This window comes from Microbacterium sp. MYb72, from assembly GCF_002979415.1.
Classification (GTDB): Bacteria; Actinomycetota; Actinomycetes; order Actinomycetales; family Microbacteriaceae; genus Microbacterium; species Microbacterium natoriense.
On record NZ_PCOT01000025.1, the window covers coordinates 1 to 22,025 of the forward strand.

23 protein-coding genes are annotated in these 22,025 nt (G+C 71.9%); 8 read left to right on the plus strand and 15 right to left on the minus strand.

Annotated elements, in window-relative coordinates:
- From CQ047_RS13705 to CQ047_RS13730, 6 genes are all read right to left on the minus strand, one after another.
- A partial coding sequence (locus tag CQ047_RS13705; RefSeq protein ID WP_146114355.1) for a chitosanase occupies positions 1–810 on the minus strand: 810 nt, incomplete at its 3' end.
- Between the two features lie 110 nt (positions 811–920).
- Positions 921–1,631, minus strand: a complete 711-nt coding sequence (locus CQ047_RS13710; protein ID WP_105676192.1) for an NRDE family protein — start codon at positions 1,629–1,631, stop codon at positions 921–923.
- Complete coding sequence (locus tag CQ047_RS13715; protein ID WP_105676194.1) at positions 1,631–2,098, minus strand: molybdenum cofactor biosynthesis protein B; 468 nt, start codon at positions 2,096–2,098, stop codon at positions 1,631–1,633. Before CQ047_RS13715 ends, CQ047_RS13710 begins: the two co-directional genes overlap by 1 nt.
- Positions 2,095–2,565: a cyclic pyranopterin monophosphate synthase MoaC gene (gene moaC, locus CQ047_RS13720; RefSeq protein WP_105676196.1), complete on the minus strand. Its 471-nt coding sequence runs from the start codon at positions 2,563–2,565 to the stop codon at positions 2,095–2,097. Before moaC ends, CQ047_RS13715 begins: the two co-directional genes overlap by 4 nt.
- On the minus strand, positions 2,558–3,826 hold the full coding sequence (gene glp, locus CQ047_RS13725) for a gephyrin-like molybdotransferase Glp (protein WP_105676198.1): 1,269 nt from the start codon (positions 3,824–3,826) through the stop codon (positions 2,558–2,560). The genes moaC and glp overlap by 8 nt, the downstream gene beginning before the upstream one ends.
- A gap of 4 nt (positions 3,827–3,830) precedes the next feature.
- On the minus strand, positions 3,831–4,079 hold the full coding sequence (locus CQ047_RS13730; protein WP_105676200.1) for a MoaD/ThiS family protein: 249 nt from the start codon (positions 4,077–4,079) through the stop codon (positions 3,831–3,833).
- Positions 4,080–4,152: 73 nt separating this feature from the next.
- Between CQ047_RS13730 and CQ047_RS13735 the strand changes: the two genes are divergently transcribed.
- Both CQ047_RS13735 and CQ047_RS13740 read left to right on the plus strand, forming a co-directional pair.
- The gene (locus tag CQ047_RS13735; RefSeq protein ID WP_105676202.1) at positions 4,153–5,328 is read left to right on the plus strand and encodes a ThiF family adenylyltransferase; all 1,176 of its coding nucleotides are present in this window, start codon (positions 4,153–4,155) and stop codon (positions 5,326–5,328) included.
- Entirely contained in the window at positions 5,325–5,732 is a 408-nt protein-coding gene (locus tag CQ047_RS13740; protein WP_105676204.1) for a molybdenum cofactor biosynthesis protein MoaE, read from the plus strand. Before CQ047_RS13735 ends, CQ047_RS13740 begins: the two co-directional genes overlap by 4 nt.
- Before the next feature lie 99 nt (positions 5,733–5,831).
- Here CQ047_RS13740 and moaA read toward each other — a convergent pair whose 3' ends face one another.
- The 5 genes from moaA to CQ047_RS13765 form a co-directional block, all read right to left on the minus strand.
- Positions 5,832–6,926: a GTP 3',8-cyclase MoaA gene (gene moaA, locus CQ047_RS13745; RefSeq protein WP_105676206.1), complete on the minus strand. Its 1,095-nt coding sequence runs from the start codon at positions 6,924–6,926 to the stop codon at positions 5,832–5,834.
- Between the two features lie 113 nt (positions 6,927–7,039).
- Positions 7,040–8,110 (minus strand): sulfate/molybdate ABC transporter ATP-binding protein, encoded by a 1,071-nt coding sequence (locus CQ047_RS13750; protein ID WP_105676208.1) that lies wholly within the window; start codon positions 8,108–8,110, stop codon positions 7,040–7,042.
- On the minus strand, positions 8,107–8,931 hold the full coding sequence (locus CQ047_RS13755) for an ABC transporter permease (RefSeq protein ID WP_181155945.1): 825 nt from the start codon (positions 8,929–8,931) through the stop codon (positions 8,107–8,109). Before CQ047_RS13755 ends, CQ047_RS13750 begins: the two co-directional genes overlap by 4 nt.
- Complete coding sequence (gene modA, locus CQ047_RS13760) at positions 8,928–9,737, minus strand: molybdate ABC transporter substrate-binding protein (protein WP_258132664.1); 810 nt, start codon at positions 9,735–9,737, stop codon at positions 8,928–8,930. Before modA ends, CQ047_RS13755 begins: the two co-directional genes overlap by 4 nt.
- Positions 9,734–10,141, minus strand: coding sequence for a molybdopterin-binding protein (locus CQ047_RS13765; protein ID WP_105676275.1), 408 nt, complete (start codon positions 10,139–10,141; stop codon positions 9,734–9,736). Before CQ047_RS13765 ends, modA begins: the two co-directional genes overlap by 4 nt.
- A 240-nt stretch (positions 10,142–10,381) precedes the next feature.
- On the opposite strand from CQ047_RS13765, the gene CQ047_RS13770 reads away from it, so the two are divergent.
- Positions 10,382–10,894, plus strand: a complete 513-nt coding sequence (locus tag CQ047_RS13770) for a nucleoside deaminase (protein WP_105676210.1) — start codon at positions 10,382–10,384, stop codon at positions 10,892–10,894.
- Between the two features lie 132 nt (positions 10,895–11,026).
- Complete coding sequence (locus CQ047_RS13775; protein ID WP_105676212.1) at positions 11,027–12,538, plus strand: NCS2 family permease; 1,512 nt, start codon at positions 11,027–11,029, stop codon at positions 12,536–12,538.
- Positions 12,539–12,735: 197 nt separating this feature from the next.
- Here the strand turns inward: CQ047_RS13775 and CQ047_RS13780 are convergent, their stop codons facing one another.
- From CQ047_RS13780 to CQ047_RS13795, 4 genes are read right to left on the minus strand one after another with little or no spacing between them, the layout of a single operon-like run.
- Positions 12,736–13,344, minus strand: a complete 609-nt coding sequence (locus CQ047_RS13780) for an NTP transferase domain-containing protein (RefSeq protein WP_105676214.1) — start codon at positions 13,342–13,344, stop codon at positions 12,736–12,738.
- Positions 13,341–16,091 (minus strand): molybdopterin cofactor-binding domain-containing protein, encoded by a 2,751-nt coding sequence (locus tag CQ047_RS13785; protein WP_105676216.1) that lies wholly within the window; start codon positions 16,089–16,091, stop codon positions 13,341–13,343. Before CQ047_RS13785 ends, CQ047_RS13780 begins: the two co-directional genes overlap by 4 nt.
- A complete protein-coding gene (locus tag CQ047_RS13790; protein ID WP_105676218.1) occupies positions 16,088–17,047 on the minus strand; it encodes an FAD binding domain-containing protein in 960 nt (319 codons plus the stop codon). Before CQ047_RS13790 ends, CQ047_RS13785 begins: the two co-directional genes overlap by 4 nt.
- Positions 17,038–18,357 carry an XdhC family protein gene (locus CQ047_RS13795; RefSeq protein ID WP_105676220.1) on the minus strand — a complete coding sequence of 440 codons (1,320 nt, stop codon included), beginning with the start codon at positions 18,355–18,357 and terminating at the stop codon, positions 17,038–17,040. The genes CQ047_RS13790 and CQ047_RS13795 overlap by 10 nt, the downstream gene beginning before the upstream one ends.
- A 285-nt stretch (positions 18,358–18,642) precedes the next feature.
- Here CQ047_RS13795 and CQ047_RS13800 point away from each other — a divergent pair, with 285 nt between their 5' ends.
- Genes CQ047_RS13800 through CQ047_RS13815 form a run of 4 tightly spaced genes read left to right on the plus strand, consistent with a single transcriptional unit; the run spans position 18,643 to position 21,980 of the window.
- Positions 18,643–19,992 carry an MFS transporter gene (locus CQ047_RS13800; RefSeq protein WP_105676222.1) on the plus strand — a complete coding sequence of 450 codons (1,350 nt, stop codon included), beginning with the start codon at positions 18,643–18,645 and terminating at the stop codon, positions 19,990–19,992.
- A gap of 2 nt (positions 19,993–19,994) precedes the next feature.
- On the plus strand, positions 19,995–20,774 hold the full coding sequence (locus CQ047_RS13805) for an SDR family NAD(P)-dependent oxidoreductase (protein WP_105676276.1): 780 nt from the start codon (positions 19,995–19,997) through the stop codon (positions 20,772–20,774).
- Positions 20,774–21,214 (plus strand): RbsD/FucU domain-containing protein, encoded by a 441-nt coding sequence (locus CQ047_RS13810; protein WP_105676224.1) that lies wholly within the window; start codon positions 20,774–20,776, stop codon positions 21,212–21,214. The genes CQ047_RS13805 and CQ047_RS13810 overlap by 1 nt, the downstream gene beginning before the upstream one ends.
- A gap of 7 nt (positions 21,215–21,221) precedes the next feature.
- Positions 21,222–21,980, plus strand: a complete 759-nt coding sequence (locus CQ047_RS13815) for an IclR family transcriptional regulator (protein ID WP_105676226.1) — start codon at positions 21,222–21,224, stop codon at positions 21,978–21,980.
- Positions 21,981–22,025 lie beyond the last annotated feature (45 nt).

Here is a 22,025-nt window from a genome sequence, read left to right on the forward strand (position 1 = left end):
CCAGTGCGGGGTGGGGTTGGTGGGGATCGAGTACGGGTCGCCGTAGACCGACCAGTTCAGCGGCGTGTTGAGGTTGAGGTTGCCGGCGTTGAGCCAGACGCGCTGCGCGTTCTCGATGCGGCTGACGTCCTCGTGCGCCTCCTCCTTCTTCATCTCGACCACGCGCGCGTCGAGGAAGGCCTTGAGGTAGGCGGTCTCGGTGCCGCCGGCGGCCGGCGTCTTCGCCTTCTTCTTCGCCTGGGTGCGCACGTCCTCGAGCCCGGAGTAACCGTGCACGACGGCGGCGTCGTAGTACGCGAACTGCCCGAGCGGACCGACGCCGTCGGCGATCGCGAGGTCGACGGCGGGGTCGAAGTACTGCACGGTGACCTCGTCGCGCTGCGCCTGCTGGAACGCGGGCACCGCACCCTCGGCGCGCCAGTCGGCCATGTACGCCTCGCCGAGCGGCGCCGTGTTGTCGGTGCCGTCGACCTGCTCCAACTCGTCGATCCACTTCGCGAGGCGGTTGTTCGGGTACTTCTGGGTGTAGTTCTGCACGAGCACGAGCATGTCGTGGGTGCCGGACGTGAAGCCCACGATGCCGGCGGTGAGGCCGCGGCCGTCGGGGTAGGGCTCGATGTAGCTGTACTGGTCGTACCAGTTCAGCGAGGAGTTCTCAGCCGAGGTGATGATCTCCTGGGCGATCTCCCGCTTCACGGGATCGCGCAGGGTGATGGTCGTCGTCGCCTGGGCCGAGGTGGCGATCAGGCCGGTGAGCGGTAGTGCGACTGCGGCTGCCAGCAGGGCCAGCAGGGGTCGACGGTGACGCATTGTTCCTCCGGTGGGGTGGGGGGTAGAACATTTAGGAAACGTTCTTTACGAAGAGTTATACCCGAGGAACCCGCCCGGAGCAATGGGTCGAGGCGAGAAGGCGCGACGCGTCAGGACGCCGGCGCCGCCCAGCGCGCCGGCGTCGGCAGCGCGTGATAGTCGAGGTCGATGCCCCGGTCCGAGACGGATGCCGTGCAGTACAGCAGCGACTGCGTCGGATACCCGTGGGGCCGGTTGTCGCGGATGATGGCCCTGTCGTCTTCGGGGGAGAGGCGGGCGGATGCCGCCAGCATCCCCACCCACTCCGCTCGCCAGTCGGCGCTCGCGGAGGTCGGTCCGAGAGAGCGGAACTCCGGCAGCCACGCCGCGATGCGCGGCGTCTCTTCGTCATCGAGATCGTCGTGCGCGATCATGTGCGTGCCGGGCTCGATGGGCGTCTCCCGCAGTGTCGCGCCGTCCCAGCTGAGCACGCGGGCGCCCTCCGGACGGACCTCCAGGAGGTTGAAGCCGTGCATCCTCTCGGGGGCGACGGGCGAACGCCCCATGACCGACTCCAGGGCGAGCGACCCCCGAGACAGCGCCTGATCCGCCGGCAGATCGAGCACGTCGGCACGGTTCAGCAGCACCGCGAGACGGCGCTCCGCCGGATTCGCGGCGAGCCAGGCCCCTCCGGCGCGGCGGTCGCGGATGCCGATCACGCCAGGATGGCTCTCCGGCCACCAGGCGCCGGGCTCGTCCCAGTCGCGCTGCGGGTCTTCATCGCGCACAGCGAGCAGACGGACGGATGCCGCGTCTGCCGCATCGACGATGACGGTGCACATCAGTGATCCCCTCCGGAGAGCTGATCGAGCACGTGGTCGAGCACGCCGTCGAGCACGGCGAGACCGTCGCGGACGCCCCCCGAGGACCCGGGCAGGTTCATCACGAGGCATCCGCCGGCGATGCCAGCCACGGCCCTGCTGAGCACGGCGGTCGGCGTCACGGCGGCACCGCGGCGCCGGACCTCCTCGACGATGCCCGGCAGCTCCGCATCGAGCAGAGCGCGGGTCGCCTCCGGAGTGCGGTCGTCGGGCGAGATCCCCGTGCCGCCGGTCGTGAGCAGGACGGACGGATGCTGCGACAGCAGCGCTGCGAGGGCATCGGCGACCCCGGCATCCGCCGTCACCTCGACCCGCACGTCGAAGCCGCGATCACGCAGCCACTGCGCGATCACCGGGCCGGTGCGGTCGTCGTACACGCCGCTCGCGGCCCTGGTCGACACCACGAGCACGTGAGCCGTGCGGGTCACGGGCGCGACCAGTCGCCGCTCTTGCCGCCCGACTTCGCGAGCACGAGCACGTCGGTGATGACGGCGTGCTTGTCGACGGCCTTGATCATGTCGTATAGCGTCAGCGCCGACACGCTCGCCGCCGTGAGGGCCTCCATCTCGACCCCGGTGACGCCGTTCGTCACGGCGGTCGCGACGATGCGCACTCGATCGCCCTGGGGCTCCAGGTCGACCGACAGCTTCGTCAGCGGCAGCGGATGGCACAGCGGGATCAGCGTCGACGTCTGCTTGGCGCCCATGATGCCGGCGAGCCGCGCCGTGCCCAGCGCCTCGCCCTTGGGCAGCGAGCCGTCGGCGATCATCGCCACGACCTCCGGCGTCGTCACGAGCACGGCCTGCGCGGACGCCTCTCGGCGGGTCACCTGCTTCTCGGTGACGTCGACCATGTGCGCCGACCCGTCCGCTCGCAGGTGCGAGAGCTCACTCATCGATCCTCCAGACCTCGACCTCGGCGCCGGCGGGAAGCGCGGCGATGCCCGTCGGCACATGAACCAGAACCGTGGCGCGCGCGTAGTCGTGCAGCAGATGCGACCCCGGCGCCCCCACCGCGACACTGCCGTCGTCGCGCAGCATCCCTCGGCGGATCTGGTGCTTGCCCTGCGGGGACTCGATCGCGTGCGCGAGCGGCAGCCACGACACCTCGCGCCGTTCGCGCAGGCCCGCAGCCCGCCGCAGCAGCGGGCGCAGGAACATCTCGAAGGACAGCAGCGCCGACACCGGGTTGCCGGGGAACGCGATGACCGGAAGATCCGGGAGCCCCTCGCGTCGGAGGAGGCCCGCGCCTTGCGGCCCGCCCGGCTGCATGGCGACGTGCCCGAAGCTCACGCCGCGGGGTTCGAGGGCGTCGCGCACGACCTCGAAGGCGCCGGCGCTCACGCCGCCGGTCGTGACAAGCAGGTCGGCCTCGGGGTGCGCGGCGACGACCGCCAGCAGGGCGGACGCGTCGTCGGGGGCCGCCGCACAGGTGACCTCGGCGCCGACATCGATGAGGGATGCCGCGAGCGAGGCCGTGTTCGCGTCGTGGATCTGACCGGAGTCGAGAGGTTCGCCCGGGGCGCGCAGCTCGTGCCCCGTCGAGACCAGGAGCACCTTGGGGCGCGGACGCACCGGTGCGGACGTGAGCCCGACCGCGGCGAGAGCGGCGAGCTGCGCGGGGCCGAGGCGCGTGCCTGCGGCGAGCAGCGACTGCCCCGCGGTGACATCGCTGCCGACCTCGCGCACGAACGCTCCCGGCGTCGCGGGGGCCGAGAACGCCACCCCGTCGCTCGGATCGCCCTGCGCGCCGCCGATGCCGAGGAAGCGCGGGGGATCCACCGCCTCGATCTGCACGACCGCATCGGCGCCCTCGGGGATGGCGGCTCCCGTCATGACCGGGGTCGCCGTGCCGGGCTCGTGCACGCCCGCGGCATCGCCCGCCGCGCGCACGCGTCCGATCGGGAGCCGCACCGGCCGCGCCTCGGTCGCCGCGGCGAGGTCGGCGGAGCGCACGGCGTAGCCGTCCATCTGCGAGTTGGTGAACGGAGGAACCGGGATCGGGCTGGCGATGTCGGCGGCCAGCACGCGGCCCCTGGCCGGACCTGCGGGAGCGAGCGGCACGGTCTCGGCGTGCGCCGGATCGGCGAGCGCGGAGAGGACGGGAGAGAGCAGAGCGGCGACGGCGGCGGCGTGCTCGTCGAGGGTCACGGCCATCGCGTCACCCGCCCGCGAACGGGGGGAGGATGTCGACGCGCTCGCCGGCGGGCAGCGCCGGGTCGCGGCGCACGACGCCGTCGACGAGGAACGACCCGCTCTTCAACACGCGCGACATGGGGTCGCCGTAGCGGCCGATGAGCGCATCGCGAAGCGCCCCGAGGGTGTGGTCGGCTCCGAGGTCGAGCTCTTCCGCCTCGCGCCCCGCGGCCTCGGCGGCCGCGGCGAAGTACCGCAGCATCACGATCGCCATGCCGCTCATCCTATGACGAGCGGCCGACACCGGGCCCGCCGCCCCGACCTGCGCCGGACGTAGACTGGCGCGCATGACTCCTGGGCTCATCGAACCGGGGCCGGCGCTGGAGCCCGACCGCATCACCCGGTACAGCCGTCAGCTCATGCTGCCCGGCTTCGGCGAGACGGCGCAGCGACGGCTTGCCGCATCCCGCGTCCTGGTGATCGGCGCGGGCGGTTTGGGGAGTGCCCTCGTCCCCGCGCTCGCCGGAGCCGGCGTCGGCACGATCGGCATCGTCGACGACGACCTCGTGGAGCTCTCCAACCTGCACCGCCAACTCAGCCACGGCGTGGCCGACATCGGTCGGGCGAAGGTCGACTCGCTGGCCGAGACCGTGCGGGCGATCGACCCCGCCTGCACCGTGCACCGGCACCGCGAGCGGGCGGTGGCGGCGAACCTCCCCGGACTCCTCGCCGACTACGACCTGCTCGTCGACGGGAGCGACAACTTCGCCACCCGCTACCTCGCGAACGACACCGCGGAGCTCGCGGGTAAGCCCCTGGTGTGGGGGTCGATCCTGCGCTTCCACGGTCAGGTGGGCATCGCGTGGAAGGGGCACGGCCCGACGTTCCGCGATCTGTTCCCCGCGCCGCCCCCGGCCGACGAGGCGCTCTCGTGCGAGCTCGGCGGAGTGCTGCCCAGCCTGTGCACGGCCATCGGATCGCTCATGGCGACCGAGGTCGTCAAGCTGATCACCGGCGTCGGAGAGCCGCTGCTCGGCCGCGTGCTGTTCTACGACGCGCTCACCGCCCGCACCCGGGAGATCGCCTACGCGGTCGACGAGACGCGCGAGGAGCTCACGGGGCTCGACGACTACGAGGTCCTGTGCGGCACGGCGCCCGACCCCGGCGCCTCGATCTCCGCGGCCGAGCTCCTGCGCAGGCGGCGGGCGGGGGAGCGGATGCTGCTGCTCGACGTCCGCGAGGCCGAGGAGGCCGCGCTGCGTCGGATCCCCGGAGGGAGCCTCCTCCCGGTCGGACGGATCGACGCGGGGGAGGGCCCGGAGACCGCCCTGCCCGTCGTGGTCTACTGCGAGAAGGATCCGCGCTCCCGCCGGGCCGCCGCGGCGCTGCGCGAACGCGGATTCGACGCGGTCCACGTCGTGGGCGGCATCCGCTCGTACGTCGAGATCGGCGGAGAGGTCGTCGGCGACGCCGACCGCCAGACAGACACGTCCGCCGCGCGCGGAGAAGGAGTTCCCGCATGACCTTCGCCCTGATCACCGACGAGCCGATCGACGAGGCGACCGTCCGCGGCGCCGTGGGCGGAGACGCCGACGGCGCGGTCGTGATGTTCTGCGGCGTGGTGCGCGACCATGACGGCGGACGGGCGGTGCGCGCGCTGGACTATCGGGCGCACCCCGACGCCGAGCGGTTCCTGCGCGAGATCGTCGAGCGCACGGCAGCCGAGACCGGGATGAGGGTGGCGGCGGCGCACCGCATCGGCGATCTGCACATCGGAGACATCGCGCTGTTCGCGGCGGCATCCGCCGGCCACAGGGCCGCCGCGTTCGAGGCGTGCGAGCGCCTGGTCGAGGAGATCAAGCGCGGCGTGCCCATCTGGAAGCGCCAGCACTACGACGACGGCGTCTCCGAGTGGGTCGGCCTCTGACTGCCGGCGGTTCCCCGTGGTCGTTCGATATGGATCAGAAATGCGGCTGCGCGACGGCGCGGGGAGGCGTTTCTGATCCACGCTGCGCGCCCGCCGCGCTCAGCCGCCGATGTAGCTCATCTCGATGCGCTGGCGTGCGGCGCGCAGCTCGGGGGTGAGGTCGGCGCGGATCTCGGAGTAGCGGTCGTCGCGCGCGGCCCAGATGCCCGCCATCGCCGCGGACAGCTCGTGGTCCGACGCGCCGCCGCGGAGCAGTGCGCGCAGGTCGTGCCCCTCGGTCGCGAACAGGCAGGTGAAGAGCCGTCCCTCGGTCGAGATCCGCGCGCGGTTGCAGGTGCCGCAGAACGTGTTGGTGACGGAGGAGATGATCCCGATCTCACCCGAGCCGTCGGCGTATCGCCAGCGCTTCGCGGTCTCGCCCGTGGCCCTGGCCCCCACCGGCTCGAGCGGGAACAGCGCGCCGATGCGCTCCACGATCTCGGCCGCCGAGACCACCTCGTCCAGCTCCCAGCCGTTCGAGGTCCCGACATCCATGTACTCGATGAACCGCAGCGTGTACGGGGTGTCCTTGAAGCGGGCGGCCATCGCCTCGATCTCGCCGTCGTTGAGCCCTCGCTTGACGACCATGTTGATCTTGATGGGGCCGATGCCCGCCGCCCGCGCGGCCTCGATGCCCTCCAGCACCCGTGACACGGGGAAGCGGACGTCGTTCATGCGCTGGAACAGCTCGTCGTCGAGGGTGTCGACCGAGACGGTGAGCCGGTCGAGCCCCGCGTCCTTGAGCGCCTGCGCCTTCACGGCGAGGGCGGAGCCGTTCGTGGTCAGCGCGATCTCGACCCTGTCGCCGTCCGGCGTCCGCAGCGCCGAGAGGCGGGAGATGAGATCCTCGATGCCGCGGCGCAGCAGGGGCTCACCGCCGGTCAGCCGCAGCTTGCGGACGCCGTGGTCGACGGCGATCCGCGAGAGGCGTTCGATCTCGTCGAAGCTCAGCAGCTCGTCGCGGTCGAGGAAGGCGTAGTCCCGCCCGAACACGGCACGCGGCATGCAGTACACGCAGCGGAAGTTGCAGCGATCGGTCACCGAGATGCGCAGATCGCGCAGCGGACGATCACGGGCGTCGAGGAGGCCGACGGAGGGCAGGCGCAGCGCTCCGGCGGTGCCTGCACCGGTTCCGTGAGACGGCGTGATCCTCATCGTCCACCCTTTCGAGTGGCTACGGTAGCACCGGATGCCGGGAGTGCCTCTCCCGCCCCCGGTCGTTCCGGTGGCGTTCCCCGCCGCCCGAACGGCGGGGCGGAGACGGATGCTCAGGCGGGAGCATCCGCGTCGCGCCGCAGGGAGACATCGGCGGCATCGACGCGGAAAGCGAGGGCCGCACCGGGGCGGATGCCGAGGGCCGCGGCGGTCCCTGACGGGCAGTCCACCGCCAGCTCCGGATGCTCGGCGGTGAACAGGCGCACGCCGCCGGCGACGGCCTCCATGACCGCGACCGTCCCGTGCCAGGAGTTCTCTCCCGGGGGCGGGGCCGTGCCGGCATCCGCCGAGATCCGCACCGACGAGGGGGCGAACACCGCCGATCCCGCCTCGCCGACCGCGAGGGCGTCGCCGTGGCCGATGAGGCGGAGGCCGCTCTCGGCCTGCAGGGCGTTCCCGGTCGCGCCGGATCCCGCGACGAGGTTCACCCCGGCGATGGCCGCGGCGAAGCGCGAACGCGGATGACCGAGCACCTCGGCGGTCGGCCCGTGCTGCACGACGCGCCCGTCGTCGATCACGACGGTGCGCGAGGCCAGCATCACCGCGTCGAGCGGATCGTGCGTCACGATCACGATCGGGATGCCGAGGCGGTCGCGCAACTGCGTGACCAGTCGGCGGGCCTGCGTACCCGTCTCGGCGTCGAGGGAGGCGAAGGGCTCGTCGAGCAGCAGCGCGAGCGGGTCGGCTGCGAGGGCGCGCGCGAGGGCCACGCGCTGCTGCTGGCCCCCGGAGAGCTCCGCAGGGCGGCGCCCCGCGACGTCGTGCAGACCGACCTCGTCGAGGTGCACGAGCGCTCGGCGCCGTGCCTCGGGGGCGGCCACGCCCTGGGCGCGCGGGCCGAAGGCGACGTTCTCCAGGGCCGTGAGGTGGGGGAACAGCAGCGCGCGCTGACCCAGCAGGCCGATCCGTCGCCGCTCCGGGGGAGTCGACGCGGCGATCGGCGAGCCGTTCAACGCGATCGTGCCCTCGGCGTGCGGAGCGTGACCGGCGATGGCCGCGAGCAGCGTGGACTTGCCCGCGCCGTTGGGTCCGAGCAGCGCCAGCGCCTCGCCCGGCGCGACGGCGAACGCCGCAGCCACGCGGAAGGCTCCGGCCCGAGCCGTGATGTCGACGTCGAGGGTCATCGCACGGCATCCGCTCGCCAGCCGCGCATCAGCAGGAGCACGGCCACCGCCACGAGGATCAGCAGCAGCGACAGCGCGATCGCGGTGTCCTCCTGCACGCCCGCTCCGTTGAACGCCGTGTAGATCGCGAGCGGCATGGTCCTGGTCACACCGGGCGCGTTGCCGGCGAACAGGGCGGTGGCCCCGAACTCGCCCATCGCCCGCGCGAAGCAGAGCACGGCGCCCGCGATGAGACCCGGTGCGGCGAGCGGCAGGGTCACCCGGCAGAAGACGGTCAGCGGGCGAGCGCCCAGGCTCGCGGCGACCGCCTCGTGTCCGGTGCCGACGGCGCGCAGCGCCCCCTCGACCGAGATCACGAGGAACGGCAGGGCCACGAAGACCTGGGCGATCACGACCGCGGCGGTCGTGAACGGGATGCGGATGCCGAGCACCGCGAGAGCACCGCCGAGAAGACCGTTGCGGCCGAGGAGCGACAGCAGCGCGATGCCGCCGACGAGGGGCGGCAGCACCAGCGGCAGCGTGGTCAGGGTGCGCAGGACCGCGGCGAGGGCGCCCGAGCTGCGTGCGATCACGAGGGCGAGCGGCACGCCGAGCAGCACGCACACGGCGGTCGCGACCGCCGCGGTGGACAGCGACAGGCCGAGGGCCTGCAGGGCCGCCGGTGCGGTGATCGCCGCGGGCACGGCCGTCCAGTCCAGGCGGATCAGGAGGGCGACGAAGGGCAGCGTCAGCACGAGGGCGCCGAGCGCGGCCGGCACCCAGAGCCAGGGCGGCACCCGTCGATGGATGCCGCCGCGCCGCCCTTCGTCGCCGCCGCTCACGGAGCGCCGAAGCCGAGGGTCGTGAGCACCTTCTGTCCGGCATCCGACAGCACGAAGGCGACGAACGCCTTCGCGGCCTCCGGATTCTTCGTGCCCTTCAGAGCGGCGATCGGGTAGATGTTGGTCGCGGCATCCGCGCCGTCGATCTCGATGCCGGTCACCGCGTCGCCCGCGGCCTTCACATCGGTCGCGTACACGAGCCCGGCGTCGGCCTCGCCCGACTTCACCTTGGACAGCACGGCTGTCACGTTCTGCTCCTCGCTGGCCGGGGTCAGCGTCACGCCCGCGGCGTCGAGCAGAGTGCGCGAGGCGCTGCCGCACGGCACCTCGGCCGCGCACACGACCACGGTGAGGGCGGGGTCGGCGAGATCCGCGAGGGTCTCGACGCGCTTCGGGTCGCCAGGGGCGACGGCGATCTGCAGCACGTTCGTCGCGAACGCCTCACCGGACCCGGCGAGCCCCGCGTCGGTGACCTTGGCGAGGTTCTTCTCATCGGCCGAGGCGAAGACGTCGGCCGTGGCGCCCTCGATCAGCTGGGTGGCGAGCACCGAGGAGCCGTCGTAGCTGATCGGGAGCACGTCGACGTCGGGATGCTGCGCCTCGAACTCGGCGGCGAGCTCGTCGAAGGCCGCGGTGAGCGAGGCGGCCGCGAAGATCGTCAGCTCGCCGCTGAGGGCGTCGGCTTCGGTGGTGGCCGCGGGGGAGGCCGGAGCGGCGTCGGGCGCGGGGGCGCTGCAGCCGACCAGGGCGGCGAGGCCCACGGCGGTAAGCGCGACGAGCGCGGAGGCGCGGATGGTGCGGGTCACGGAGTGTTCTCTCTCTCGGTCTCGACGACCACCATGGTCGCCTTGATGACGGCTGTCGCCTTGCTGCCGACCTCGAGTGCGAGCTCGCGGGCGGCCTCGGCGGACATCAGGGACACGACGCGGTGCGGACCGCTCTGCAGCTCGACCTGCGCCATGAGGCCGTCGATCTGGACGGACGTCACGAGTCCGGTGAAGCGGTTGCGGGCGCTGCGGCGGACGGGGTCGTCGTCGGCCGCTTCTCCGGCGAGTCGCTGAGCCTGCGCGGCGAGGTCGGCCCCCGCCACCACCTGGCGCCCCGAGGCGTCGGGAACGGCGGGCAGGATGCCGTCGCCCACCCAGCGGCGCACGGTGTCGTCGCTGACGCCCAGAAGATGGGCTGCTTCACTGATCCGGAAATGCGTCATGGCGATGACCATAGTTCCGCATCTGCGGAATCACAAGACACGATTTCGCATCGCGGAATGTGAATTTCACAAACTTCTGGACGTTCGGCTCTCACGGGGGTACAGTCGGTGCTGGCTGGACGACCGATGATGGTCGCCCGTCACGAAAGCACAACCTAGCGGTTCGACGTATATCTCGAGGCCGACCCCCACAGGGCCTGCCGGAAGCCGTATCACTGCGACGACAGCAAGGAAGCCTTCATGAGCAGCATCAGCGCGCCCGCCATCGACTCCCAGCCGACTCCGGCCGAGTACCTCTCCCGGGCCGTCGCCCTCGCCACCGAGAACGTCCGCGACGCGGGCGGTCCGTTCGGGGCGATCGTCGTCTCGGCGGACGGGCAGGTCTTCGAGGGCGTCAACCGGGTCACGGCGAACCTCGACCCCTCGGCGCACGCCGAGGTCACGGCGATCCGCAACGCCTGCCAGGGGCTCGGCACGTTCGATCTCACCGGGGCCACGCTCTACACGAGCTGCGAGCCCTGCCCGATGTGCCTCGCCACCTCGCTCTGGGCCCGCATCGACCGGGTCTACTTCGCCGCCGACCGACACGACGCGGCCGACGCCGGCTTCGACGACGCGGTGTTCTACCGCTACTTCGAGGGCGGCCCCGAGGACCGGGCCATCATGCCCGTCGGCCAGGAGGCCCTGGCCCCCGCCGAACGCGTCGCCCCGTTCACCGAGTGGAACGCCAACGTCTCGCGCATCGACTACTGACGCGCACCGCTGACGCGCGCCGAAGGCCGACGCGCACCGACCGCTGACGGGCCCCTGCGCCCGCGGCGACCACCGGGGAGCCGCTCCTTCGGCGAACCCGAGCACCACCTCCGCACAACAACACTGGAGCCGATGATGTCTTCACATGTCTTCAACGACCCCGAGACCGGCGCGATCCCCGCGCCGGAGCTCCCGCCCCTGGCCACCGGAGCGACCGCCACGGTCGACGCCGAGCCCAAGAACGCGTTCGACCGATTCTTCGAGATCACCCGTCGCGGGTCGACGGTGGCCCGCGAGATCCGCGGCGGCATCGTCACCTTCGTGACGATGGCGTACATCGTCATCCTCAACCCGCTCATCCTCGGCGGCGTCGAGGACGTCGCGGGCAACGCCCTGAACGGCGCGCAGATCGGGGCGGCCACCGGCCTCACCGCCGGCGTCATGACGATCCTGTTCGGACTCATCGCACGACTCCCGTTCGCGCTCGCCGCGGGGCTCGGCATCAACTCCTTCCTCGCCGTGTCCGTCGTCGGACAGGTCACCTGGCCCGAGGCCATGGGGCTCGTCGTCATCAACGGCATCCTGATCGTGCTGTTCGGAGCCACCGGCATCCGGACCGCCATCTTCAACGCGGTTCCCGCCCAGCTCAAGGCGGCGATCACGGTCGGCATCGGCCTGTTCATCGCCTTCATCGGCTTCGTCGACTCGGGCTTCGTGAACCGCACGGCCGGCGGCCCGCCCGTGCAGCTCGGCGACGGCGGATCGATCACCTCGATCCCGACGCTCATCTTCCTCATCGGGCTCGTGCTCATCGGCGTGCTCGTCGCGCGCAAGGTGCCCGGCGGCATCCTGATCGGCATCGTCGCCTCGACCGTCCTCGCGATCATCGCGCAGGCGATCTTCAAGCTCGGTCCGAGCTTCGAGAACCCCGGCGGCTGGCACATGACGATCCCGGAGATCCCGACGGCGCTCGTCACGATCCCCGACTTCGGCCTCATCGGCCAGTTCGACCTCCTCGGATCCTTCGGCCGCATCGGCGCCTTGTCGGCCACGATGCTCGTCTTCACCCTCGTGTTCTCCAACTTCTTCGACGCCATGGGCACCATGACGGGGCTCGCGAAGAACGCCGGTCTCGCCTACAAGGACGGCACGTTCCCGCGGCTGCGCTCGGCGTTCGTCGTCGAGGGCCTCGGCGCCGTCGCCGGTGGCGCGACCTCGACCTCCTCGAACACGGTCTACGTCGACAGCGCCTCCGGCATCGGTGAGGGGGCGCGCACGGGTCTGGCCGCGGTCGTCGTCGGCATCCTGTTCCTGCTCTCGATGTTCTTCACCCCGCTCACCCTCGTGGTGCCGATCGAGGTCGGATCCGCCGCGCTCGTCGTGGTCGGCGCGATGATGATGGGGCAGATCAAGGAGATCAAGTTCACGAACTTCGCCGTCGCCCTGCCGGTGTTCCTCACGATCGTCACGATGCCGCTGACCTACTCGATCGCCAACGGCATCGGCGTCGGCTTCATCTCCTGGGCGCTCATCAACGCGCTCTCGGGTCGTGCCCGCAAGGTGCACTGGCTCATGTGGATCGTCGCGGCGGGCTTCGCGCTCTACTTCGTGCGCGGTCCGATCGAGGCGGCGCTCGCAGGCTGAGCCTCCTCTTTCTCTGCTGACTTTCTCCCCCGACGCCCCGTCTGGTCGTCCCGCCCCACCGGGCGGACGTCGCCCAGGTGGGGCGTCGGCGTGCGGGAGGGGCGTCGCGCTCACGAGGGCGTCGCGCTAGGAGGGCGTCGCCTGCCGGAAGAGGAGCCGCAGCGGAACGGGCTCCGGAGCGCGGGAGACGGGACGGCTCAGCTGAGCTCGGGCCAGCCCGCGAGGTCGGCGGGGACGTCGATGTCGGCTCCCGAGCCGAGGTCCCCGCACTCGATGTCGTCGACGAGCTGCGGATGCATCGCCATCCACACCCTCGCCCCGGAGTCGCCGAGCGCGGTGTCGGCCGCGTCGAACAGATCGTCGATGTCGAACACGACGGGGGTGCCCGGCACGCCGTCCCACGCCGCTCTGGTCGCCCGACCAGGCCTGTGCGCGTCGAGGAGCCGGCGGATGACCGGCTCGCCGACCCCTGGCTGATCGACGAGGAGCACGATCACCACGTGGGGCCTCTCGCCCGCCGATCGGAGATGCCGGGCGGCGGCGCGCAGCGAGGCGCTCATGCCGAGCTCGGCATCGTGCACGTACACGGTGACCGCCGAGGACGAGCGCCGACGCAGCCAGCGCCGCACCGTCGCCGCCTCGGGGCCGATCGCGATCGAGACGCTGCAGCCGGCGAGGGCCGCAGCCCTGGCGGCCCTGGTCGCCAGCACCTCGTCGTTCCAGGGCAGCAGCGCCTTGGGGCCGAGGCCGAGACGCGATCCGCGTCCAGCGGCCAGCACGATCGCGTGGCGGTGGTGCAGCGTCATCCGTCCGTCCCCCTCGTCGCATCGCGCTCGAGGATCGCGGCGTGGATCACGTCCCGAGTGAAGGGCGTCGTCGTCAGGCGGATGCCGGTGGCATCGCGGATCGCGGCCGCCAGCGCGGGGGCGACGGGGTTGAACGGCGACTCGCTCATCGACTTCGCCCCCAGGGGGCCCAGCACGTCGCTCGTCGTCGCGAAGGAGATCTCCGACCGTGGCACATCGGCGAACGCGGGCACGTGATACATCCGCAGGATGTCGCTGGTCACGCGGCCGTTCTCGTCGACGCGCACGATCTCGTGCAGCGCGGCGCCGATCGCCTGGGCGATGCCGCCCTCGATCTGCCCGCGGCACTGCTCCGGATTCACGACCACCCCGGCATCGGCCGCGTGGATCGAGCGGAGGATGCGCAGCTCACCCGTGGCCTCGTCGATCGCGACGCGGAACCCCTGCACGTTGAACGCCACCGACCGCGGGGTCCCGCCCCAGTAGCCGGCTGCCTCGAGGGGGCCGTCGGCGGCGAGGTCGATGAGCGAGACCGAGTCGCCTCCGCGCATGACGCGGTCGCCCGCGAGCAGGCACTCGTCGACGGGGGCGCCGAGCAGGGCGGCGGCGCGGGCGCGGAGCTTCTCGGCGAGCGAGGTCGCCGCGGCGTGCGTGGCGCGGCCGGCGACCACGGTGCCGGTCGAGCCGAACGCGCCGGTGTCGTGCTCGACGAGGTCGGAGTCGGCCTGACGCAGCCGCACCCTCCTCGTCGTGGTCTGCAGCACCGTGGCCGCGATCTGCTGGTGCACGGTCGAGGTGCCGTTGCCGAACTCCGCGGTGCCGACGTCGAGCCCGAAAGCCCCGTCCGCTTCCAGGCGGATCGTGACGTGCGAGTGGTGTCCGCGCGGAGGCACCGTCGCGATCATGGCGACGGCGGCGCCCTCGCCGATCGTCCAGCCGGGCGCGAGGGCCGCCGCATCCGCCTCCCTGTTCCTCGCGAGACCCGCCTGCACGTCTCGCACGCACTCGTCGAGACCGTAGCTGCCGATGATGAGGTCGGGCTCCTCGTGCGCGGCGATCATCGCGTCGTCGGCGCCGATGAGGTTGCGGGTGCGCATCTCGAGCGGATCGAGGCCGAGCCTGCGGGCGAGCTCATCGACCGTCGACTCGATCGCGAAGATCATCTGGCTCAGCCCGTAGCCGCGGAACGCGCCGGACGGGATGGAGTTCGTGTAGACGACGGAGGCGTCGATCTTCTTCGCCGCGGCCCGGTAGACGGCGATCGACTCGCCCACGCCGTGGAACATGACCCCCGGGCCGTGGTTGCCGTAGGCGCCGGTGTTCGAGCGCACATCGACGGCGATGCCGGTGATCGTGCCGGAGGAGTCGGCGCCCATGCGCACGCGCATGCGGAACGGATGCCGCACGGTCGTCGCCGTGAGCACCTCCTTGCGCGAGAACTCGATGCGGACGGGGCGGCCCGTGGCCCTCGTCGCGAGCAGCGCGAGGTCTTCGGTGAGCATCTCCTGCTTGCCGCCGAAGCCGCCGCCGACGCGGCCCGTGTACACGCGCACCTCGTCCTTCGACAGTCCGAACACGCGCGCGAGCGCCCGCCGCACGAGGAACGGCACCTGCGTGCTGCTGCGCACGACGTAGCGGCCGTCGGCATCCTGCCAGGCGATCGATCCGTGGGTCTCCAAGGCCGTGTGCGAGACGCGGTGCGTGTGGAAGGTGCGGTCCTCGACGATGGCGGATGCCGCGAGCGCCGCCTCCAGGTCGCCGACCTCGGAGTCCATCCGCATCACGATGTTGCTGTCTCCGTGCAGGACAGGCGTGTCGGGGTGATCGGCGACCTCGGGGTCGAGGTTGAAGGGCAGCACCTCGTACTCGACCTCGACGAGGCGCGCCGCACGGTCGGCGGCCCGCTGGGTCTCGGCGACCACGAGCGCCACGCGCTGGCCGACGAAGCGCATGACGTCGTCGAACACCATCGTGTCGTCGGGGTCGTCTTCGACGAGCTCGTGCTGGGCGGTGGAGAACAGCGCGCGGGGCGCGTCGGCGGCCGTCAGCACCCGCACGACACCGGGGGAGGAGAGGGCGCGCGCCGCGTCGATGCGGACGACGCGGGCGTGCGCGTGCGGACTGCGGACCACGGCCCCGTACAGCAGCGCCCCCGGCAGCTCGTCGGGGTCGACGTCCATCGTGTAGCGGACCGTGCCGGTCACGACGCCGAGCGCCGCGGGGGTGCCCGTCGCGTGACCGACGCCGCCCGCACGGTCGTCGATGTTCTCGACGCCGTGCACCGCGTCCTCGATGCTGCGGTATCCGGTGCAGCGGCAGATGTTGCCCTTGAGGGTGCGGTCGAGGTCGTGCTCGGCGCCCTCCGGCATCCCGGCGACCGTGCACACCATCCCGGCCGTGCAGAACCCGCACTGGAAGCCGGCCGCCCTGCGGAAGCGCTCCTGCACGGGGTGCGGATGCTCGGGGGTGCCGAGTCCCTGCACCGTCACGATGTCGCGGCCCGCCGCGCGGTGCGCCGGATACACGCAGCTGTGCACGGGGTCGCCGTCGACGATCACCGTGCACGCGCCGCAGTCACCGCCGTCGCACCCCTTCTTCACTCCGTACGAGCCCTGGTCGCGCAGCCAGGTGCGCAGGCACTGGCCGGGCTCGGGGGCGACGTCGACCTCGCGTCCGTCGAGCGTCGCGGTGCGCGCGGCTGCGGCGACCGCGGCATCCGCGCCGACCCTGTTCTCGATGATGCTCATGCCGATGTCCTCTCCATGCGCAGATCCCCGGTGACGCGGCCTCTCGCCCCGTCGACCCCGGTCGCGTCGGGGAGCAGTTCGGCGAGGATCTCGTCGCCGAGCCGGTGGGTCATCAGGCGGCGCCAGGCCGGATCACCGTGGATGTCGTCGTACCAGCCGCCCGTGCCCGCCGCGGCCGTGTCGATCGCGGCGCGCCAGGCGCCGGCATCCGCGGGAGTGAGGCGGTCGGCGCGTCGACGCCCCGCCTGCCCGTCGTCGGCGTGGAGGTCGAGCAGGACGGGACGGAAGACGGATGCCGTGACCGAGAGCCGCAGCGAGCGATCGGACGTGCGGCGGCCGATCAGGAGCGCCGCCGAGCGGCCGCGCTCGGTGAGCGAGAGGCGACGGAACGCGTGCCGCTGCCGCAGCGCCTCCGCGGGGACGAGGAAGCTGCGGATGAGCTCGCCGTAGCCGAGACGGGTCCTGGCGGGGCCGACGACGAGGTCGGCGACGGCGGCGCGGCGACGGCGGCCGTCGGGGCGCAGGATCAAGGCGGTGGCGCCCCACGCGGTGAGCAGCGAGATCATGGGGCCGGCGGGCAGGGCGGTGGCGACGTTGCCGCCGACGGTGGAGACGTTCCAGATCTTCCACGAGGCGACGAAGGAGTCGCACGCCGGCGGGATGACGTCGAGCCCCGGCAGTTGGGCACGGGGGATGCCGCCGGGGAGCGGGTCGTCGGAGAGGGCGCGCAGCTCGGCGATGCGGCAGGTGGCGGCGATCTCGAGGTCGCCGTCCGGCGTCCAGGCGAGGGGCACCCAGCCGGCGCCGGTGATGTCGAGCAGGCGGGTCGGGGCGCCGCGGGTGATGTCGGTGCCGTAGGAGTAGATGACCGTGCCGCCGGCGAGCCAGGAGTCGCCGGGGCGCCAGCTGCGCGGATCCGCGCACATCAGGACCTCGTCGACGCTCGTCACATCCATGCGAGCGCCTCCTCCGTGCGCCGGGGTTCTGCGCCGGGCCCTCGTGCACTCTGCGGGTCGGGATGCTGCGTCGCGGGGCGCTGCGGGCCGTCGCCCGGCAGGTCGCCTCGCAGGTCGCCTCCGTGCGGCGCGACGAGCTGCGGCCCTGGCGCGCAGACGCGGCGCGCGTCGTGGACATCGCCTGTGGTGTCGCGCAGCTTGCGCTGCGGCGACGCGGTGATGCCGGTGCGCGCGGCGGTCTCGACGAGGATCAGCTCGGCGAGCACGGACACCGCCACCTCCGCAGGGGTGCGAGCGCCGAGGTCGAGTCCGATCGGGGAGTGCAGCCGATCGAGGTGCGCGTCGGCGAGGCCGCCCGCGCGGAGCTCCTGCACGCGCTTCTCGTGGGTCACGCGCGACCCCATGGCGCCGACGTAGGCGAGGTCGGCCCGGAGGGCGCGGTCCAGCACGGGCAGATCGAAGCGGGGGTCGTGGGTGAGCACGACGATCGCGGTGCGGGAGTCGATGCGACCGGCATCCGTCTCCGCGGCGAAGTGCTGCGCCGGATGCGCGAGCACGACCTCGTGCGCGCCGGGGTGCCGCGCCCGGGTGGCGAAGACGGGACGGGCGTCGCACACCGTGACGTGCCGGCCGAGCACGGCGGCGGCCTGGGCGAGTGCGGCGGAGAAGTCGTTCGCCCCGTAGATGACGAGGCGGGCGGGCGTCGCGCTCGACTCGACGAGCAGTCGGCGCGCGACCGGACACTCCGGAACGGAGCGGTCGGTGATCTCCACGACGTGCGCGCCGCCCAGGTCGAGGCCCGCGTGGACCCGGTCGCCGAGGTCCGCCGCCGTGTCGCCAGGGAGGAGAACGCGCGCTCGGGAGGAGGCATCCGCCGCAATCGTCCTCCCGAACGTGAGAACTCCTCCGTTGCGGGCGGCATCGTCGAGCGGCAGCTCCCGCACGAGCCGCAGGGCGCGGTCCGGGTGGGCGAGGGCGGAGAGGATGCCGGCGGGCAGGGTGCGCAGCGGCTGCACGACCACGCGCACGTCCCCTCCGCACATCAGGCCGACGGAGATCCCGTCGTCGTCGGCGTAGCCGAAGGAGTGCAGCTCGACCTCGCCGGTGTCCAGGCATCCGATCGCCGCGTCGACCACGGCGCCCTCGACGCAGCCGCCCGAGATCGAGCCGATCGTGCGGCCGTCGTTGCGCACGGCCATGGAGGTCCCAGCGGGGCGCGGGACGGAGCCGGACACTTCGACGATCGTGGCGATCGCCCAGCGATCGGGGTCGGCCAGGCAGTCGGCGTAGTCGTGCAGACGGTCGAGCATGGAGCACCTCCGGGTCACAATCCGCGGCGTCTTCGCCGCTGGTTGCCCGGTAGATGGTTGTGAGAACCCGCCTAGGCCTGAGGAGATTCTAGATCAGGCTCGGGGAAGTGTCCATAGTGCGGAGTCAGGATTCCGGATGGTGGAGATCTATCTCTCTGAGTGCAGGATTCAGGCTCGAGCCGCACGCAACAAAGTGCATCTATTGCACCGCTAGTGCGATAGATGTATCGTCAATCGGGAGCACAGTCGCTCACACATCCATCGACACTGCGCCAAAGGAGCCTCATGTCGAACGTCGTCAGTCCTCCATCGACCGCGCTGAGTCGCGCAGTGCGCAAGGCGCGGTGGCGCATCCTTCCCCTCATCTGCGTGCTGTACTTCATCGCCTACCTCGACCGCAACAACGTCGGCTTCGCGCGAGAGGCGATGAGCGCCGACCTCGGCCTCACCGCCTCCGCTTTCGGTCTCGCCGCCGGACTCTTCTTCATCGGGTACACGCTGTGCGAGATCCCCAGCAACGCGGGCATGCACCGGTTCGGCGCCCGGCGATGGATCTCCCGCATCCTGATCCCCTGGGGGCTGCTGGCCATGGGCACGGCGTTCGTCGTCGACGAGACGTCCTTCGCCGTTCTCCGCTTCCTCCTGGGCATCGCCGAGGCGGGGTTCTTCCCCGCCGTCGTCTTCTACTTCACCCTCTGGTTCCCCGTGCGCGAGCGGGCGGCCGCCCTCGGCGTGTTCGTGCTGGCTCAGCCGATCGCGAACATGATCGGAGCGCCCCTGAGCGGTGCGCTCCTCGAACTCGACGGCCTGGCGGGTCTGCACGGCTGGCAGTGGATGTACCTCATCCAGGGGCTCCCGGCGGTGCTGTTCGGCCTCGTGGTGCCCTTCCTCCTCACCGACCGGCCCGCCGCCGCGCGGTGGCTGACCACGGACGAGAAGGACGCCCTGGATGCCGTCATCGCCCATGACGACGCCCGTGTCACCGCCGCGGACCACAGGTTCCTTCCCGCGCTGAAGGATCTTCGGGCCTGGGCCTACGCCCTGCTGAACTTCGGCATGGTCCTCGGCATCTACGGACTCGCGTTCTGGCTGCCGTCGATCGTCGGAGAGCTCGGCGAGTTCCCGCCGTTCCAGCGCAGTCTCGTGGTGGCGATCCCGTACGCGGCGGCCGCGTGCTTCGTGCTGTGGTGGAGCCGACGCGCCGACCGCACGGGCAAGCGCGCCTGGCACGTCGCGGTCAGTCTCGGCGTCGCGGCGATCGGCCTGCTGAGCGCGGGCATGACGCTCTCCGTGTCGCCCTGGCTCGCGATGGTGTCGCTGTCCGTCGCTGCGATCGGCATCTACACGGCGATCGGCCCGATGCTCTCGATGTCCGCCAGCCTCTTCGCCGGTGCCGCTGCAGCCGCCGGCATCGGACTCGTCGGAGCCGTGGGCAACATCGGAGGCTTCGTGTCGCCCCTGGTCGTCGGATGGCTGACCGATGCGACCGGATCGACGAAGGCCGGAGTGCTGCTTCTCGCCGGTGCTCTCGCGCTCACCGCCCTCGGAACGTGGCTGTTCGCCGGTCACCGTCCCGAGGGGGACACGACATTGGCCCTGGGGCCGAACGACGCCCGCACCGAATCGGAGGCATGATCATGACAGACACGCAGGAACACGACCGCGCGCTCGAGCTGAGCGGACGGACGGCACTCGTCACCGGGGGCGGCGTCGGCATCGGCGCCGCCATCGCGGAAGAGCTCGCGCGTCGGGGTGCGCGAGTCATCGTCACCTATCGCTCCCACGAGCCGGACGGAGACGCTCTCGCACGGCTGCGAACTCCGGACGGTCGGGACGCCATCGCTCTCCGCGTCGATCTGACGGTCGAAGACGAGGTGCGGCAGCTGCGCGACAGCGTCGCGGGCAGGGGGATGCTCGACATCCTCGTCCACAACGCCGGCGGGCTCATCGAACGATCGACGATCGCCGAGATGCCGTACTCGCTGTTCCGCCGCGTGCAGGCGCTCAACGTCGACTCCGTGTTCCTCGTGACCCACCACCTGCTCCCGCTCATGCGCGAGGGCGGTCGCATCGTCACGGTGGCCTCGCTCGCCGGGCGCACCGGAGGGCACGCGGGGGCGACCGCCTACGCCACGGCGAAGGCAGCGCTGTTCGGCTTCACGCGCGGGCTCGCGGCGGAGATCGCCGCGCAGGGGATCACGGTGAACGCGGTGGCTCCCGGCTTCATCGAGGCGACACCCTTCCACGACACCTTCACCACGGCCGACTCGAAGGCCGCGACGGTGCAGGGGATCCCCGTCGGTCGCGCCGGCAGCCCCGCCGATGTCGCATCGGCGGTCGCCTGGCTCAGCTCGCCCGGCGCCTCGTTCACGACCGGCGTCGTGCTCGACGTCAACGGCGGACAGCACTTCAGCTGATGCTGCGCACACCGATCACGCACCCGGAGGTGCTGAGGGCGCTCGCCCGGGCGGGACACGGGTCGCTCGTGCTCGTCGCCGACGCGCACTTCGCATCGGCGACGGCCGTGAACCCCAGAGCGGTCGTCGTGCACCTCGCCCTCGCGCCGGGCTCGCCGCTCGTGCCGTCCGTCGTCGCTCTCGTGGCGGCGACGATCGAGATCGAGGCGGTCACCTCGATGGCCGCCCCCGACGAAGAACTCGGAGAGGTCGGACGGGAGGCCGCGTCGGCGGTCGGCGCGGCGCCGCACGGGTCGGTGCCGCGTGCGGAGTTCACCGCGCTCACCCGATCGGACGACCTCGCGCTGTGCATCGTCACCGGCGACACGCGGCGGTTCGCGAACGCCATCCTGCGGGTCGGCGTCACCGCTCAGCGCAACCCCGGGCCGGAAGCGGCATGATCGGTACATGAGCTCGACCGTCTCACGCGCGATAACCATCCTGGAACTGTGCAGCGCCGAGCCCCGGAGCGCCGGGGACATCGCGACGATCCTGGGCGTGCACAGGACCACGGTGCTGCGCACGCTGCTCACCTTGCAGGATGCCGGGCTCGTGCGACAGACGAGCCCCGGGGTGTTCGGGACCGGCTTCCGTCTCGCCGCCCTCGCGAAGTCGGCCATGGCGCACTTCGACCTGCGCGGCATCGCCCACCCGCACCTGAAGGCGCTCAGCGACGAATTGCGTCTCACCGTGCAGTTCGCGGTCCTGGACGGCGATCGCATCCGCTACGTCGACAAGATCGAACCTCAGGACTCGATCGTGCTGAACACGGAGATCGGCGGCGAGGTCGTGGTCAGCACCGCGGGCGTCGCGAAGGCGATTCTCGCTCACGTGCCGAGCGGCACGCGTCGCACCGTCCTGGATCGTGTCGCGTTCCCCGCCTACACCGCACGGTCCCTCACCGATCGGGAGAGCTACGAGCGAGAGCTGACCCGGGTCCAGGAGCGCGGCTGGGCCGTCGACGACGGAGAGTACGACGATCTGTCGAACTGCATCGCCGCCCCCGTGCGCGATCACGCCGGCGAGGTCGCGGGCGCGGTGTCGGTCACTGCCTTCCGGAGCCGTGTCGACCTGGACCAGCTCCGAGGCCACCTCGACACGCTCCTCGCGACCACCGAAGCGATCAGTCACCAGCTCGGCTACCGGCGCGAGGCCTCGGGCGACTGAACGGCGGAAGGCATCCGCAGTGGGGGCCGAAGGGAGTGCCGTTCG